The sequence below is a fragment of the Labrenzia sp. VG12 genome (genome assembly GCF_002237595.1).
Taxonomy (GTDB): Bacteria; Pseudomonadota; Alphaproteobacteria; order Rhizobiales; family Stappiaceae; genus Roseibium.
Map to the genome: position 1 here is coordinate 298,165 of NZ_CP022529.1, position 16,465 is coordinate 314,629.

At 59.7% G+C, this 16,465-nt stretch carries 16 protein-coding genes and 1 pseudogene; 12 read left to right on the forward strand and 5 right to left on the reverse strand.

Going from position 1 to position 16,465, the window contains the following annotated elements:
- Positions 1-65: 65 nt before the first annotated feature.
- Entirely contained in the window at positions 66-1,625 is a 1,560-nt protein-coding gene (locus CHH27_RS01370) for an ABC transporter substrate-binding protein (RefSeq protein ID WP_094074451.1), read from the reverse strand.
- A gap of 143 nt (positions 1,626-1,768) precedes the next feature.
- On the opposite strand from CHH27_RS01370, the gene CHH27_RS01375 reads away from it, so the two are divergent.
- Positions 1,769-3,010, forward strand: coding sequence for a Zn-dependent hydrolase (locus tag CHH27_RS01375; protein WP_094069979.1), 1,242 nt, complete (start codon positions 1,769-1,771; stop codon positions 3,008-3,010).
- On the opposite strand, the gene CHH27_RS28600 is transcribed toward CHH27_RS01375, so the two are convergent.
- On the reverse strand, positions 3,000-3,386 hold the full coding sequence (locus tag CHH27_RS28600; protein ID WP_371681869.1) for a hypothetical protein: 387 nt from the start codon (positions 3,384-3,386) through the stop codon (positions 3,000-3,002). The two genes, CHH27_RS01375 and CHH27_RS28600, sit on opposite strands and share 11 nt — an antisense overlap.
- On the opposite strand from CHH27_RS28600, the gene CHH27_RS01385 reads away from it, so the two are divergent.
- Positions 3,297-3,626 carry a hypothetical protein gene (locus CHH27_RS01385; protein WP_371681810.1) on the forward strand — a complete coding sequence of 110 codons (330 nt, stop codon included), beginning with the start codon at positions 3,297-3,299 and terminating at the stop codon, positions 3,624-3,626. The genes CHH27_RS28600 and CHH27_RS01385 overlap by 90 nt on opposite strands.
- Before the next feature lie 29 nt (positions 3,627-3,655).
- On the opposite strand, the gene CHH27_RS01390 is transcribed toward CHH27_RS01385, so the two are convergent.
- Positions 3,656-4,624 carry a LysR family transcriptional regulator gene (locus CHH27_RS01390; RefSeq protein WP_094069981.1) on the reverse strand — a complete coding sequence of 323 codons (969 nt, stop codon included), beginning with the start codon at positions 4,622-4,624 and terminating at the stop codon, positions 3,656-3,658.
- 106 nt (positions 4,625-4,730) lie between these two features.
- Here CHH27_RS01390 and CHH27_RS01395 point away from each other — a divergent pair, with 106 nt between their 5' ends.
- From CHH27_RS01395 to CHH27_RS01440, 10 genes and pseudogenes are all read left to right on the forward strand, one after another.
- On the forward strand, positions 4,731-5,597 hold the full coding sequence (locus CHH27_RS01395; protein ID WP_094069982.1) for an ABC transporter permease: 867 nt from the start codon (positions 4,731-4,733) through the stop codon (positions 5,595-5,597).
- Entirely contained in the window at positions 5,597-6,382 is a 786-nt protein-coding gene (locus tag CHH27_RS01400) for an ABC transporter permease (protein ID WP_094069983.1), read from the forward strand. Before CHH27_RS01395 ends, CHH27_RS01400 begins: the two co-directional genes overlap by 1 nt.
- Positions 6,383-6,435: 53 nt before the next feature.
- The gene (locus CHH27_RS01405; RefSeq protein ID WP_094069984.1) at positions 6,436-7,575 is read left to right on the forward strand and encodes an extracellular solute-binding protein; all 1,140 of its coding nucleotides are present in this window, start codon (positions 6,436-6,438) and stop codon (positions 7,573-7,575) included.
- Between the two features lie 74 nt (positions 7,576-7,649).
- Complete coding sequence (locus CHH27_RS01410) at positions 7,650-8,735, forward strand: ABC transporter ATP-binding protein (RefSeq protein ID WP_094069985.1); 1,086 nt, start codon at positions 7,650-7,652, stop codon at positions 8,733-8,735.
- Positions 8,732-10,087 carry an aspartate aminotransferase family protein gene (locus tag CHH27_RS01415; protein ID WP_094069986.1) on the forward strand — a complete coding sequence of 452 codons (1,356 nt, stop codon included), beginning with the start codon at positions 8,732-8,734 and terminating at the stop codon, positions 10,085-10,087. Before CHH27_RS01410 ends, CHH27_RS01415 begins: the two co-directional genes overlap by 4 nt.
- A gap of 6 nt (positions 10,088-10,093) precedes the next feature.
- On the forward strand, positions 10,094-11,023 hold the full coding sequence (locus CHH27_RS01420; protein WP_094069987.1) for a 3-keto-5-aminohexanoate cleavage protein: 930 nt from the start codon (positions 10,094-10,096) through the stop codon (positions 11,021-11,023).
- A 2-nt stretch (positions 11,024-11,025) separates the two neighbouring features.
- Positions 11,026-11,508, forward strand: coding sequence for a GNAT family N-acetyltransferase (locus CHH27_RS01425; RefSeq protein WP_094069988.1), 483 nt, complete (start codon positions 11,026-11,028; stop codon positions 11,506-11,508).
- A complete protein-coding gene (locus CHH27_RS01430; RefSeq protein WP_094069989.1) occupies positions 11,505-12,527 on the forward strand; it encodes a histone deacetylase family protein in 1,023 nt (340 codons plus the stop codon). Before CHH27_RS01425 ends, CHH27_RS01430 begins: the two co-directional genes overlap by 4 nt.
- Before the next feature lie 35 nt (positions 12,528-12,562).
- A pseudogene (locus CHH27_RS01435) lies at positions 12,563-13,623 on the forward strand (NAD(P)/FAD-dependent oxidoreductase).
- Between the two features lie 32 nt (positions 13,624-13,655).
- Entirely contained in the window at positions 13,656-14,009 is a 354-nt protein-coding gene (locus CHH27_RS01440; RefSeq protein WP_094069990.1) for a RidA family protein, read from the forward strand.
- 114 nt (positions 14,010-14,123) lie between these two features.
- Here CHH27_RS01440 and CHH27_RS01445 read toward each other — a convergent pair whose 3' ends face one another.
- Entirely contained in the window at positions 14,124-14,639 is a 516-nt protein-coding gene (locus CHH27_RS01445) for a 2-oxo acid dehydrogenase subunit E2 (protein WP_247646177.1), read from the reverse strand.
- A 307-nt stretch (positions 14,640-14,946) separates the two neighbouring features.
- Complete coding sequence (locus CHH27_RS01450) at positions 14,947-16,185, reverse strand: tyrosine-type recombinase/integrase (RefSeq protein WP_094069991.1); 1,239 nt, start codon at positions 16,183-16,185, stop codon at positions 14,947-14,949.
- Positions 16,186-16,465: the final 280 nt, after the last annotated feature.

Genomic DNA, 16,465 nt, shown 5'->3' on the forward strand with positions numbered 1-16,465 from the left:
CCCGAGCTGGGCAAAGACACGTGTCCCGGCAGACCCGAAGGTGCACCGGGACAGAGATCACAGTCTTACTGTGGCTTCTTGACGTCCTGAAGCATCAGGAAGAAAGACGGCTGCAGCTTGAAGTCTTCGACGGAAGCCTTTGTTACAGCATTTTGCTTCCAGTTGGCGACGAAGACCCAGGGTGCGTCTTCCTGAACGACCTCCTGCATCTCCTTGTAGAGAGCGGCGCGTTCGGCCTGATCCGTCACCTGGCGGGCTTTTTCAAGCAGCTCGTCCACCTTGGCGTTGGAATAGTAACCGGAGTTGAAACCACCCTTGTCAGGGAAAGCTTCGGTACGCAGCGCCAGGAACGGCAGTGTGTCCGGATCGTTTGTCATCCAGGCCATTTCTGCCATCGCGGCCTTACCTTCAAGACCCGGGTTCACCTTGCCGAGGAAGGTGTTCCACTCGTAGGTCTCGATCTTGACGTTCATGCCAACGGCCTGCAGGTCGGCCTGGATGGCCGTGCCCATGGCAACCGGGTCGAGCATGCCGGAACCGCCTTCGGTGACGTAGAAGGTGATTTCCTCGCCGTTGTATCCTGCTTCCTTCAAGAGCGTCTTGGCCTTTTCAGGATCATAGGGATATGGCTCCAGACCTTCGTTGTACGCCCAGGCGAATGCCGGCGGGGTCGGTCCAGCGGCCACGTCCGCAGTACCCTGCAGGATGTTTTCAACCAGTGCCGTCTTGTTGATGGCGTAGTTTGCTGCCTGGCGGGCTGCCTTGTTGTCGAACGGAGCTTCCTTGGCATTCAGGATCAGGAACCAGACGTGAGGGCCTGCCTGCTCCAGAACCGAGAAGCTTGCATCGGACTTGAACTGCTGCAGGCTGTCCGGCGGAACTTCGACCATGACATCCAGACCGCCTGATAGCATTTCCGCGATGCGGGTGTTGGCGTCGGTGATCGGGCGGTAGATCAAGGCTTCCAGCTCCGGCGCACCGTCCCAGTAATTGGCGTTCTTGACCGCTACCACCTTGGCATTGGCTTCCCATTCGCCGAAGGAATAGGCACCTGTTCCGGAAGGATTCCGGCCAAAGTCCTTGCCGTGCTGTTTCACTGCTTCCGGTGAGACGATCAGTCCGGTCGGATAGGCGAGGTTGGACAGGAACGGCGCATAAGGTGCATTCAGTGTGAATGTGACAGTGGTGTCGTCATCTGCAGAAACGTTTTCGACAGCGGAAAAGAAGAACGACAGCGGGAACGGTCCCGTGTCATGGTAGGGGTGTTCTTCATCCAGCATGCGATCGAAGTTGAATTTCACCGCCTCCGCGTTGAACGGTGAGCCGTCGTGGAACGTCACCCCCTCGCGAAGTTTGAATGTGTAGGTCTTGCCGTCGTCTGAGATTGTCCAGCTTTCGGCCAGCGCCGGCTCAACTTCGAGCGTTCCATCTTTGTAGCGGACAAGGCCGTCATAAAGATTGACCAGAATACGGAAATCATTGACCGCGGTCACCGCATGCGGGTCCAGAGACTTTGGTTCCGCAATTTGCCCGACGACCAGGACATTGGGTGGAGTTTGCGCCTGCGCCTGTGGCGCCAACGCAAGGAAGGCCGAGGCAAGCGCCGCGGCTATCAGTTTTTTCATATCCATTCCCCTCGTTGTGTTCTGTGATAATTAATCATGATCAATTGCATCTTCGCAATAATTATTTCATATTGATTTCAATTCTGGCGCGTGGTGAGGCGCTGAAATACCCGATAAGCGTTTGACACATTGAAGGAAATGACATGAGCCACGCCCCGGCAAAAATCGATCTCGACCGTCTCAAGGAGTTGCTCGCCGGGGTAAACACGTTTGGAGCCAATCCGGCATCGGGAGGGTTCAACCGGACGGGATTTTCAGACGCGCACATGGCCAGCATCGACTGGTTTGAAGATCAGATGCGTCAGAGCGGACTGACCACCAGCCGGGACGGAGCCGCCAACCTGTTCGGCCGGACCGGCGCTGGAAATGGCCCGTCCGTGATGATCGGCTCGCATCTGGATACGGTCATTGAAGGAGGCGCGTTTGACGGAGCGCTGGGGGCCTGCGTGGCCCTTGAATGCGTCCGCGCCATTCAGGATGCGGGCCTCACATTGAAATCGCCGATCGAAGTGGTGGCCACATCGGAAGAAGAAGGCCGGTTCGGCGGCATGCTCGGCTCGCAAACCATTGCCGGTCAAGTCAGCGAAGCTTGGCTTGATGGCGCAGCGGATGCCAATGGCCTTCGTTTGAAGGACGCCATGGCCGCGCAAGGACTTGATCCCGTCGAGATCCTCTCATCCGCGCGCTCAACCGGCAGTGTAAAAGCGTTTCTGGAGCTTCACATCGAACAGGGGCCCGTACTGGAACGCGAAGGAACAGATATTGGTATCGCCGACCGTGTGTCCGGCATTTGCAATCTCGAATGTGTGCTGACCGGCGTCGCCAATCATTCCGGCACGACGCCGATGAACATGCGCGCGGACGCCTTTGCCGGTCTGGCAGAGATCAGCGTCGAAATTCCGGATTTGATCAAGGACTATGGCACCGACGCCAGCCGGATCACGATCGGCAAAGTCGAGCTTTCGCCCAACCATACGCACACGGTCCCGGGTGAAGCGGCTTTTACGATTATCTTGCGCGATGCGGACGAGACGGTGATGCAGGATTTGCGATCACAGATGGTGCAAATCGTTGAAAGAATATCCGACAAGCACAGTCTGTCGCATACGATTGTCGAGCGAAGCTGGCTGTCGCCGGTGACCCTGGATCCGGATCTGGTCAAACAAGGCCTGAAGCGTGGAAAAGACCTGGGCTATTCCGTGAAATGCATGCCGTCCGGCGCAGGACACGATGCCCAGACCATGCAGACCTTGTGTCCGTCTATGCTGGTTTTTATCCCAAGCAGAGACGGCATCAGCCATTCGCCCAAAGAACACAGTGACTGGGCGGACATTGAGAAGGGTGCCAATCTGATGCTGCAGATGCTGATCGAACTCAGCTGCTGAGCGGGCGCAAATTCGAACCGGTCTCATTTGCCTTTAGGGAAAGTCGCCACGAAGAAATTTCGCTTATGATTTCCTCGTGGGTCAGGATCGGTGCGGCGTCGAGTTTGTGAGCGTTCAGCATCTTGGCAACCTCACCGATAGCCCGCACGAGTCTGGAGCGTTCTTCGACTTGCAGCGTGGCTATCGACAACGGCACATCTGCCTCTGGCCAGAACTCTAACAGATCTGGCGTAACCTTCGCCATGCGGACCAAGCCGGCCCGATTGACTATCGTCTGACGCGCAAAATGGTTCAGCTCTGCAGGGACAACGACATCAAACATCAGAAGGATGTTTTCCGGTTCTATCGCTCTGGCGCGGCTGCCGCGGGTGCGGATGTGCGCGCCGCCTTGACAACCTTCGGTATCGACGCCAGCCATGGCTATGAACGCATTCACATGCGCGCTCACAGATCTGTTGGTGACCTCTGCACTTCCTACGCGCTCAGTCCGGTTGAGATCCAGCGGGACGCCAAGGAGTTCTCGGGATTGAAAGGCTTTACGACACAGCCGCTCGAAGACGCAGATCGGGAGCTTACACCCGAAACGGATGATTCCGGACCAGGCTCTCCTGTATAGGCGATCCAGGCTTTGAAGCATCGTAACAGTTACCGGTAAGTCCTATCTTCAATTGGGACTTCCCGGATCTTGTCGCGCAGCATGTCCAGCATCGCTTTCTCCGCACGGTTCATTTTCGCCTTGGGGTTCCAGACAAGATGAACGCCGATTTCTGGCAGGCCTTCATAAGGGGGCAGTTGCCATAGCAGGCCGTCGCGCACATCACGTTTGACAACGTGAACGGGCAGGGGGCCGACGCCAAGTCCAGCGATGATCATGCGGCGCACTTCCTCTAGATGCGCCGAGGTGCCAACAACACGGTCTTCCAGATCGGCATCCGCGCGCATGAGCGTTACCGGGCGCAGTGCATCTTCCAGCCGGTCGGTCACAAAGCTGACTGCCGCTTGACCCGCAAGGTCCGATTTTTCCAGTTCAGAACGGCCGAACAGCGGATGAGGCGGTCCGCAAAACAGACCAAAATACTCTCTGAAAAGGCGCATGTATTCCAGTTTGGGATTTCGGTCCCGCACCAGGCATATGGCAAATGACGCGCGGCGGGCCGTCACGGTTTCCAGGGCTTCCTTGCTGGCAGACACACTGATGGAAAGCGTTGCAGCCGGGTGCCGTTCATGGAAGGTGCGCAAAGTGTCGTCAAACAGAGGGCAGACCACATGGCTTGCCATCGCGATGTCGACATGCCCGCGAACCTCGTCCGTCACATCGCGCATCAGCGTGCCGAGCCGCAAAATGGCGCCTTGAATTTCAATCGCTTCCTTGAGCAGCAAGGTGCCGGCTTCCGTCAGCTGGAAATAACCAGGTTTGCGATGAATCAGCTTCCGGCCCATGCGCTCTTCCAGCCGTTTCAAGGCGCTCGAAACAGTTGGCTGTTTCAGCCGCAGCCTTTCAGCGGCTTCGGTCACGCTGCGCGAATGAGCCAGAACGACGAAGGTTCTCAACAGGTTCCAGTCCAGCTCTCGGGCCAATCTGTCGGCCTCAATGGGACGCAGGTTTTCAATCATTGATCTGATCTATACTTACAATTTTCATTATCTATTTGATCTATGAAGGCCTGCCTGCAACGCTGAAGTCAAGTAGTTTTGACAAGGGAAAAGGTGGGTTGAGCGCATGAGCGTCGAGGCGCGGGAACGACGACAGCCATTGATTCTCCTGTCTCCGGCACTGACGGCGGTGGGGCTGCTTTTGTTTGTGCCGCTGATTTTCATCGTCGTTTATTCCTTCTGGCTGCGCACCGCGACAGGCGCCGACCAGGCGGGCTTTTATCTCGACAACTGGAACGAGGCGCTGACCGATCCCTTTTACCGGGACATCCTGTTCAGCACATTGCGGATCGCGGCGATCACCACGATCGCCTGTGCGGTCATGGGCTATCCGGCGGCCTATTTCATCGCACGGGCACGCAGCAACAAGGCGCTCTTGCTCCTGCTTTTGATGCTGCCCTTCTGGATCAGTTACATCATTCGCACCATGTCCTGGATCAACATTCTGGGTGTTTCCGGGGCGGTCAACTGGCTTCTTCTGAACCTCGGCATCGTCGATGAGCCCGTTCAGATGCTCTACAACGAGCCGACCGTGATCCTCGGCCTGGTCCATTTTCTGCTGCCGTTCATGGTGCTGAATGTCTATGTCGCGCTCGAAGGCATCGACGTCTCTCTCGAGGACGCCGCCTGTTCCCTTGGATCCACCCGTTGGCAGGCGTTTCGGGAAGTCACGCTGCCGCTGTCCCTGCCGGGGCTTGCCGCCGGCGGTCTTCTCTGCTTCGTCTTGAGCGCGGGCACCTATATCACCCCGCTGGTCCTTGGTGGTCCGACGGACGCCATGTTCGCCAATCTCGTATTTGAGGCGATCATCACCCAGCTCAACTGGCCGCTCGGTTCCGCCCTGTCGCTGATGTTGCTCGCCGTGCTTGGCGCTTTGGTGCTGATCTACAACCACTATCTCGGCATGGCGCAGCTGATGAAGGGGCTTGGCTGATGGGCTGGAACCTGATCCGCATCTACACGCTGCTCGTCTACCTGTTCATGTTCCTGCCGGTGGCCGTGGTCGTGCTGTTAAGCTTCAACGCCAGCCAGTTCGGCAGCTTCCCGATGACCGGTTTTTCCTTCCGCTGGTTTGTGGAACTCGCCCAGAACGAGGCGATCCTCAGGGCCTTCCGGACTTCGATCGTGCTCGGTGCGCTGACCGCGGTGATTTCAACGACGCTCGGCGTTCTCGCCAGCCTGGCGCTGGTGCGCTACAACGTGCCCGGCCGCAACCTGATCTCCACACTTCTGATCGCGCCGATCCTGGTGCCGGAAGTGGTGCTGGCGGTCGCGCTGCTGCTGTTCCTCAATTTCCTGTCCATCAACAAGAGCTTCTTCCTGCTCCTGATGGGCCATGTCATCTTCACGCTGCCCTTTGTCATTCTGGTGGTCCAGGCACGGCTCGTCGGCATTCGCAAGGACTACGAGGAAGCCGCGCTCAGCCTCGGCGCCAGCCCGGTGCAGACCTTCTTCCAGATCACGCTGCCGCTGCTGGCACCTGCGGTTTTCGCCGGCATGCTGTTCGCCTTCACCATCAGCTTCGACGACATCACCGGAACCCTGTTCTGGAAACCGGGCGGTGTGGAAACCGTACCGACCCAGATCTTCGCCATGCTGCGCAATTCCATCTCTCCGGAGATCAATGCGCTTGGCACCGTGATGATTTTCCTCACCGTCGGATTGCCGCTCCTGGGGCTGGCAATCGCCCGGCGGATGGCCATGCAGCGCGGCGGTTAGAACCGCGCGACGAAACGAAAAACCTGAACGAACAAACCAGAGTGGACAGAAAGATGGACAGCACAAAACGTTACGAACGCTTGCGTGAACGCTATCTCAACGGCGACCTCGACCGCCGCAAATTCCTCGGGCTGATCGGCGCCGCTGGTCTTGCCTATGGCGTGCAGACGCCGTTTTCGCGCCAGGCTCTTGCGGCGGCCGAAGAGGTCCGTTTCGATGGCTGGGGCGGTGTCGTCTCCGAAGCCTTCCGCAAATATGCCTTTGACCCCTACACCGAAAAGACCGGCGTCAAGGTGGTCGACGGCACTTTCGGCGGCGGTGACGAATACCTCTCCCGCGTCAAGGCCAGCCAGGAAGGCGAATACAACATCGCCCACCTTTCCGGCGTCTTCGACTACGCACGCTATGTCAATCTCGGGCTGAACTCGACACTCAACGAGGCCAATATCCCGAACCTTGAATACGTCATTCCGAAGCTGACCGACGTGTTCCGGGGTGTCACCGACGGCAAGCTCTCCTGCGTGCCCTATGACTACGGCACCACGGGCATTGCCTATAACCGGAAATACATCTCCGATGAGGAAGCCAAGGAGAAGGGTGCGAAGCTCCTGATCGACGCAGCTTACAAGGGCAAGATCGGCGGCTGGTCCGACTGGCGCACCCGTGTCTGGTACGCCTCGCTCCAGACCGGTCAGGATCCGAACAACGCCACGGACATGGACGCGGTCTGGGACGCCGTACGCACCAATCGCGATCTTCTGCTGAAATACTGGCAGTCCGGTGCCGAGCTGATGAGCCTGCTCGCCGAAGAAGAGATCTATGTCACCGAGGGTTGGTCCGGCCGTATCTATGCGCTGCAGGAACAGGGCCATGACATCGGTTACATTGACCCGCCCAACGGTTTCGGCTGGCAGGAATGCCTGTTTGTCATCAAGGGCTCGCCAATGGCCGAGGTCGAGGAATTGCTCAACTTCATGCTGGCGCCGGAAACCTCCATCGCCGTTGCCGAGGGCCAGAACTACCCGCCGGCGCTTGATCCGAACAAGGTGGATCTGGGCGACAAGATCCCGACCTTGCCGGCCTTCGATCCGACCGGCACCCTTTCCGGCCTGACCTTCGCCAACCCGGACTACTGGAACGGCCACGAAGCGGACTGGTCCAAGACATTCGGCCGGATCCAGAAGGGTTATTGAACCCGACGCACAAGAACAGCCTGCCGCTATCGCGGCGGCAGGCCTCCCCGCATTCCGACAGTCGGAGAATTGGCGTGAGCGCAGTCACCCTCACCAACATCGTCAAGAAGTTCGGCGGCTTCACCGCCGTTCACCGGATGAGCATGGACATCCCCGACGGCAGCTTTGTCACGCTGCTCGGCCCCTCAGGATGCGGCAAGACAACAACCCTCAGGATGATCGCCGGCCTCATCGACCCCTCCGAAGGCGACATCGCGATCAAGGGGCAGCGCATCAACGACGTGCCGATCCACAAGCGCAATCTCGGTCTGGTGTTCCAGAACTATGCGCTCTTCCCGCATAAGACGATTGCCGAGAATGTCGCTTTCGGGCTCAAATACCGGGACATCTCGAAGGCGGATGCGGAGAAGAAGGTGAAGGACGCCCTGGAGCTGGTGCAGCTCCCCCATGTTAGTGACCGCTACCCCAAACAGCTCTCCGGCGGGCAGCAGCAGCGCATTGCGCTGGCCCGCGCGATCGTGATCGAACCGGACGTGCTCCTGCTCGACGAACCGCTGTCGGCGCTGGACGCCAATCTGCGCGAGGATATGCGCGTGGAGCTGAAACGCATCCAGCACCAGATCGGCATTACTACTGTGTTCGTCACCCACGACCAGTCCGAGGCGCTTGCCATGTCCGACCGGATCGTTGTCATGTCCAACGGGCGGGTAGAGCAGATCGGCTCTCCGGAAGAGGTCTACAACACGCCCGCCAGCGAATTCGTTTCACGGTTTCTCGGCATTTCCAATATTCTACCGGCGACCTGCAGAACCGTGAATGGCAATGGACTGGACCTGGAACTGGCTGATTTCGGCCAGATCAATGTGCCGAAGAACAGGGCGCCGAATGTGGGTGAAGCCGGCCCGGCTCAGCTGGTCATCCGCGCTGAAAAACTGTTCCTGACTGACAAGGCCACGCCGCCGGATGATCGCATTGCGCTCGATGGCGTCGTTGAGGCGGTGGACTATCAGGGCCAGGCGGCGCGCTATTTCGTGCGCGTCGGTGGCCATCAACTTCAGGCCATCAACATGATCGACGATCACCCCTTTCAGGAAGGTGCCCCGGTTTCCGTGCGCTTCCGCCCGCGTGACTGCGCCGCGCTTCCGGGAGCTGCAGCATGAACCGGTCGGAATCCTCGCATCTCTTCTACCAGACCCGGCAACGGCGGCCGGTGCTCGACCAGGCCCGCGGCGTCTACATGTGGGACGTCGACGGCAAGCGCTATCTGGACGGCTCTTCCGGTGCAATGGTCTGCAACATCGGCCATTCCAATGCACGTGTTCTGGACGCCATGCGCAAGCAGATGGACAAGTCGACCTTCGGCTACCGGCTGCATTTCGAGACCGAACCGGCTGAACGGCTTGCAGCCAAAACCGCAAGCCTCGCACCGGCAGGCCTCGACAAGGTGTTCTTTGTGTCCGGCGGGTCGGAGGCAGTGGAAAGCGCCATCAAGCTGGCGCGCCAGAACGCGGTCGCAACCGGTGAGGCGCAACGCACCAAAGTCATTTCCCGCGAGCCCTCCTATCACGGTTGTACCCTCGGCGCCCTGGCGCTGACCGGATACGCGCCGCTGACAGCTCCGTTCGAACCGATGATGCGGCCGATGCCGAAGATCCCGGCACCGCGCGCCTATCTCGACGGGCTCGACCCGCAGGACGTGGCAACCGGGCATCATTATGCCGACATGCTGGAGGAGAAGATCCTCGCTGAAGGCCCGGAAACAATCCTCGCCTTCATTGTCGAACCGGTCGGTGGTGCTTCTACCGGCGCCCTGGTGCCGCCGAAGGGCTACATGAAGCGGATCCGTGAGATTTGCAGCCGCTATGGCGTGCTCCTGATCCATGACGAGGTCATGTCCGGTGGCGGGCGCACCGGCAAGTTCTTTGCCGCCGAGCACTGGGATGTCGAGCCGGATATTCTGGTGATTTCAAAGGGGTTTGCCGCCGGCTATGCCCCGCTTGGTGCCATGGTGGCGCATAAGGATGTCGTTTCCAATGTGCTGGATGCGGGCGGTTTCCTGCACGGGTTCACCTATGCCGGCAATCCGCTGGCCTGTGCGGCCGGACTTGCGGTTCTGGAGGAGATCGAGCGCGAAAACCTGTGTGCCAATGCGGCTGCGACGGGGGCTCTGCTCAAGACCGGGCTGGAAGAGCTGATGGAGCGATTTTCCATCATTGGCGACGTTCGCGGCGAAGGCCTTCTTCTCGCGTTCGAGCTGGTCGACGACCGGGTGTCCATGCGGCCGCTCCCCAAGGAACTGAATGCCTTCAACCTGCTGGTCGACATGGCCTATGACAACGGCCTGATCATCTATTCCAGGCGGACACGGGGTGGTTACAGCGGCGATCATTTCCTGATCGCTCCGCCAATGATTTCCAATGCCGACCATGTGTCCGAGATCATCGAGGGGCTCGACAGGTCCCTGCGCCAGCTTCTCGACAGGATTTCCGGGCAGCGTGCCCAAGCCGGTTAGACCAACATGACAGACAAGATCATCATCACCTGTGCGATCACAGGGTCGATTCACACACCCACCATGTCGCCGCACCTGCCGGTTACAGCTGCGGAAATCACCGGCCAGTCCGTCGGCGCGGCCGAGGCAGGCGCTGCCATCCTGCATCTGCATGCCCGCAACCCGGAGACCGGCCAGCCGTCGGCGAGTGCAAAGGATTTCATGGCCTTCCTGCCGGAGATCAAGGCTGGCTGCGACGCGGTGCTGAACCTCACGACGGGCGGCAGTGCGGTGATGACGCTGGACCAACGCCTGGAAGGCCCGCTCGCCGCCGAACCGGAAATGTGCTCGCTCAACATGGGTACGATGAACTTCGCGCTCTATCCGCTCGCAAGCCGCTATGACAGCTGGCAGCACGAATGGGAAAAACCGTTCCTGGAAAATTCCGACGATCTCGTCTTCAAGAACACGCCTCGCGACATCGCGCAGGTGCTGGTCAGCATGGGCCAGGAACGCGGTGCGCGGTTCGAGTTTGAGTGCTATGACGTCAGCCATCTCTACATGCTGCGCCATTTTGCAGACCGCGGTCTCGTCAAGGCGCCCTACTTCATCCAGTTCGTTTTCGGCGTGCTGGGCGGTATCGGCGCCGATCCGGAAAACCTCCAGCATATGAAACGCATGGCTGACAAGCTTTTCGGGGAAGACTATCTGTTCTCGGTGCTCGCGGCCGGACGTCAGCAGATCCCGTTCGCCACAATGGCAGCGGGGATGGGAGGACATGTGCGGGTCGGGCTTGAGGACAATCTGTTTATCGGCCGGGGCGCGCTGGCCCGCTCGAATGCCGAACAGGTTGCCAAGATCCGGCGGATTGTCGAGGAACTCGGCCGCACGGTCGCGACACCGGACGAGGCGAGGGCGATGCTCGGTCTCAAGGGCGCCGACGGGACGGCATTCTGATCATGAGCGACATCCGGATCAGGCGGGCGGAACGCGGCGACGCGGATCGTCTGCATTTTGCCCTCAGTCAGTTGTCACGGGACATGGGCGACGTCCATGCGACCAGCCTGGACATGCTGAAGCAGCACGGCTTTGGCGCTGCTCCTACCTTCTTCGCCCTGCTGGCCACACGGCAGGAAATCACCGTCGGTGCTCTGCTGGCCTCGCCGATTTTCTCGACGACGCGCGGCGGGGCGGGGCTCTACGTCTCCGATCTCTGGGTGGCCGAACAGGCACGAGGCGCCGGGCTGGGTCCGCGGCTTCTGGCGGCGGCCCCTGACCTCGCACCAGAGGATTGGACGGTCACCTTCCTGAGACTTGCCGTCTACCACGACAATCCGGACGCGCGCCGGTTCTATGAGCGCCTCGGCTTTGAGGCCCGGCAGGAAGAGACCGTACTCGACCTGAAGGGGGAACCGCTCGACAACTTGAGGAAACGCCCATGAAAGCGGTATTCGACGAGCGCCAGTGGACGCATGATCCAAAACACTTCATGGCCAACGGCACGCGCCTTGCCAACCCGGAACAGCCCCGGCGCATCGAGGTGCTGAAATCCGGGGCCGAGGCCGCTGGCTGCAGCTTTGAAGCGCCCGAAGATGCGGGCCTTGGGCCGATCGCGGCGCTGCATTCGGCGGAATATCTGGTGTTTCTGCAGACCATCCACCAGCGCTGGTCGCGCATCGAGGGCGCCTCGGACGAGGTCATCCCGAACATTCACCCGGACCGGCGCACGGCCAGCTATCCGCGTTCGGCGGTGGGGCAGGCCGGCTTTCATCAGGCCGACACCAGCTGCCCGATTGCCGCAGGCACCTGGGAAGCCGCGTACTGGTCGGCACAAAGTGCGGTGCACGGGGCCGATCTTCTGGCGGGCGGGACGCAGGCCGCTTACGTGCTGTCGCGCCCGCCCGGGCATCACGCTTTCGGAGATCTCGCCGGCGGCTTCTGTTTCCTGAACAACTCCGGCATAGCGGCGGAGCGACTGCTCAAGGCCGGCAAACGGCCGGCGATCCTGGACGTGGATGTCCATCACGGCAACGGCACACAGGGCATCTTCTACGAGCGGGGGGACGTTCTGACCCTGTCGATCCATGCCGACCCGGTGCGCTTTTATCCGTTCTTCTGGGGGCATGGCCACGAGCGCGGCGAAGGGCAGGGCAGGGGCTGCAATCTCAATCTTCCGCTGGCCCGTGGCACCGGAGATGACGACTACCTGAAAACCCTTGAGACCGCCTTTGACCACATTCGCGCTTTCGGCGCGGATGTTCTGATTGTGGCGCTCGGCCTGGACGCCTATGAAAAGGATCCGCTCAAAGGCCTTGCGATTACCACGCCGGGTTTCAGTCGCATCGGAACAGCGATCGCACGCCTCGGCCTGCCGACCTTGCTGGTCCAGGAAGGCGGCTACCTGTCCGAGGAGCTTGGCCAGAACCTCACCAGCTTCCTGAAAGGATTCCAGGACGCATGATCGAAACATCGGATTTCCTGATCATCGGCGGCGGCATGGCCGGAGCCGGCGCGGCAGCGCGTCTGGCGCCCGAGGCAAGCGTCACCGTTCTGGAAATGGAAGATACGCTCGGCCGCCACGCCACCGGCCGGTCTGCAGCGATCTTTATACGCAACTACGGCAACCGGACGCTGAGGGCCCTGAACGCGGCGTCCGAGCCGGTCCTGGCCAGTCCCGAAGGCATTTCCGATGACAGCCTGCTGTCGCCGCGAGGTGAGATGCTGATCGCGACCGAGGACGAACTGGACGCCTTCAGGATCTATCTCGACGGCGCCGAAGGCATGGAGACATTGACCGCCGATGAGGCGGTCGAGCTGTTTCCGCTTTTGCGCAAGGACAGCATCGCCGCCGCTGCAATCGAGCGGGATGCCCGGGACATTGACGTAGACCGGTTGCTGCAGGGATTTGCCCGGCTGGCCCGCCGACACGGAGCGCAATTCGTTCTGGACGCGCCAGCGCAGCGCATCACCCGATATGCCGGCACTTGGCGTGTGGAAACACCCAAAGGTGCCTTTGAAGCACCGGTCCTGATCAACGCGGCTGGCGCCTGGGCCGACGAAATTGCCGCCCTTGCACAGGTCAGGAAAGTTGGTCTTGTGCCGATGCGGCGTTCGGCCGCCATTGTACCGCCCCCGAGGACGTGGACATCACCGGCTGGCCGCTGGTCGCCAGCGCATCTGAAAGCTGGTACGCCAAGCCAGACGCTGGCAAATTCATGGTTTCGCCCGCCGATGAAGATCCCGTCGACCCGCATGATGCCTGGGCCGACGACATGGTGCTCGCCGAAGGGCTTTACCGTTTCGAACAAGCCGTCACCATGCCGGTCACGCGCGTGGAGCGTAACTGGGCGGGCCTTCGAAGCTTTGTTTCCGACCGGACACCCGTTGTCGGTTTTGCCTCTGATGCGGAAGGCTTTTTCTGGCTTGCCGGTCAGGGCGGATACGGCGTGCAAACGGCTCCGGCCCTGTCAAGGCTCACGGCAGATCTCTGCCTGAACCTGCCGTCTGAACTCTCCGCCGAAGTCGTTACGGCACTCAACCCGGCGCGTCTCGCCTGAGCCGCAGTCCTATCCAGCACAAGGAAAAAATCATGTCCGATATCAAACGGCTCGACAGCGGCCCGCGTATGAGCCAGGCCGTCATTCACAACGGCGTCGTCTATCTTGCCGGCCAGGTCGGCAATCCGGGAGACAGCGCCGCCGATCAGACGAAGGTAATCTTGCAGAAGATTGAAAAGCTGCTGAGCGAAGCCGGGAGCGACACGTCGCGCATTTTGCAGGCGACCATCTGGCTGGCCAGTATGGATGATTTTGCAGCAATGAACGAGGTGTGGGATGCCTGGGTTGATCCTGCCAATCCTCCGGCGCGCGCCTGTGGCGAATCCAAACTCGCCACTCTGGATTACACTGTCGAGATCATCGTGGTCGCGGCAACCAACTCATAGAAGTCGTTGAGTTTCCCCATTGGTGTATGCACATGAACGCGACCGACCCGACAGGCCTAAACCGTCTGTCGGGAACAGGGTCAGACGCACGTCAATGCTTGCAAGCTTGCCACTTCAAATCAGCATCCGCCAAGGATCTGCCAGAAGATCGGCAAAGCACCTCAAGAACCGTGCCGCATCAGCGCCGTTGATCACACGATGGTCGTAGCTGAGATCCAGCGGCACCATCTGTACAGGCTGAAACGCCTCGCCGCCCCAGACCGGCACCATTTCCGAACGCGTGATGCCGAGAATGGCGACTTCCGGCGGATTGACGATCGGCGTGAAGGCCGTGCCGCCGATGCCACCCAGGCTGGAGATGGTCATGGAAGCGCCGCCCATCTCGTCCGGGCGGATCTTGCGGTTCTGGGCCCTGGTAGCGAGATCCGCGATTTCGGCCGCAATCTGCCAGAGGCCTTTCCTGTCGACATCCCGGATCACGGGCACCATCAGGCCGTGCGCCGTGTCAAAGGCAATCCCGATATGCACATAATCTTTCGGAAACAGCGTCTTGCCGTCGCTGCTTAGCGAAGCATTGAATTTTGGGATCTCGCGCAGCGCATGCGACAGCGCCTTGGCACGCGAGGCCAACGTCGTCGGTGTTGCGCCCCCTTGTTTGGTCTTCCGTCTTCCACTCCCGCCGCAGCAAGACGACTGCCGCCATGTCGGCCGGGTGCGACCGGTCAGGTAAGGGATCTGTGCCTGTGGGGCGGCCATGATGCGGGCGCTTGAACACCTGCCGGGCCACGGCACAATTTTTTTGACGGCGATCATGCATGGCCCCCCTGCCGCACTACGAGCAATCTACGAGTACGGGTTCGTTACGATTGATACTTTGGAAAGATGCTCGAGCCGTGCGGTCGAATGTAGGATTGAAGCTGCGACAGCCAGCGTCCCCTCACTCGAAGTCTTCGCTCGACTTGTGAACCCATTTTCCCCAAGCCAGCATCATGTCCCGTCGTTGTTCCAATAAGTCAGTCCGGTGATAGGCGGCCTCGGTCGCATTCCTGATCGTGTGTGCAAGGGCTCTTTCCGCCATATCCCGCGGGTAGCCGCTTTCAGATGCCCAGTCCCGAAAGCTTGAGCGAAACCCGTGCGCCGTAGCAACGCGCCCTGGCGTGTCGCTGGCAACCTTGTGATCGCGCAGACACTTGGTCAGCGTCATGTCGCTGACCGGGGTGTTGTTGCGCGAGGGAAAAACCAGCTCCGTCACATCCAGGTCGGCTTCCTCCTGCAGGTTCTCGAAGAGCTCGATCAAGTAGGGTGACAACGGCACACGATGCGCGACATTTGCCTTCATGCGCTGGGCGGGCAGGGTCCAGATACCTTTTTCCAAATCCAACTCCGGCCATTCCATCAGCCTGACTTCACCGGAACGGGCGGCCGTTAGAATAAGAATTTCCAGCATGAGCTTGGAGCGTGTCTGGTGGCCAGAGCGCAAGACGCGCTGCACAAAAGCCGGCACATCGCGCCAAGGGACAGCGGGCTGGTTGGCAACCCGCTCGCGCTTGCCGGGCTGCTTGGGCAGCAACTGGCTGACGACACCAACGGGGCTTGCCATGATGTAACCATGCGCAGCACACCAGTTCATCACGGCATCGCAACGCTGTTTGACACGTGAAGCTGTTTCCGGCTTTTCCAGCCAGATCGGTTTCAATGCACCTGCGAAATCCGCGGGGGACAGGTTGGATACCTGGATGCTGCCGATCGACGGAAACACGTATTGCTCCAGTGTGTTGATCCACTGGTTGGAGTGTTTTTCATTTCGAAATCCCGCCTTCAGGTCCTCGTGAACCTTGCGCGCAGCCTCGGCAAAGGTCGGCAGTGACATTTTGTGCTGCTCGTTTTCCAGACACCTCTGTCGTTCATTCAGCGGGTCTTTTCCGTTCTCCAACAACCGCCGCGCTTGAAGGCCTTTGTCTCGAGCTTCCTTAAGCGGGACGGACGGATAACTCCCAAACCCCATATCGCGACGCTTGCCGGTTTCCGGTGATACGAACCGGAACACCCACTTTGCCTTGCCGACTGACTTTCCGGGAAAGAGATAGAGCCCTTGAACAGTCCCATCCGAAACCGGCTTGTCGCCAGGCTTGACCTTCCTGGCTTTGGCATCTGTCAGCAATCGCCTGTCCCCCAACGCGTCATGGCCGAAACAACTTGGCCCATCATCTAGACCATCACAAAGCGTGATATTTGCTGCCTCATGATGATAGACATAGATACGAATAGGAAACACAGAAGGTCAATTAGTTATTCAAATATAACGATATAATCATAGTGCGTGAAATCGATTGATCGAGATTGAGACTTGAATCTAGGCGGACTTCCTCTCCGCCACTCTTCCTTACAAGATGATGTTTCAAAGACGAATTCGGGCCGGTTAAATCTGGACCAATATCCAGTCCGTCGTCCTCTTA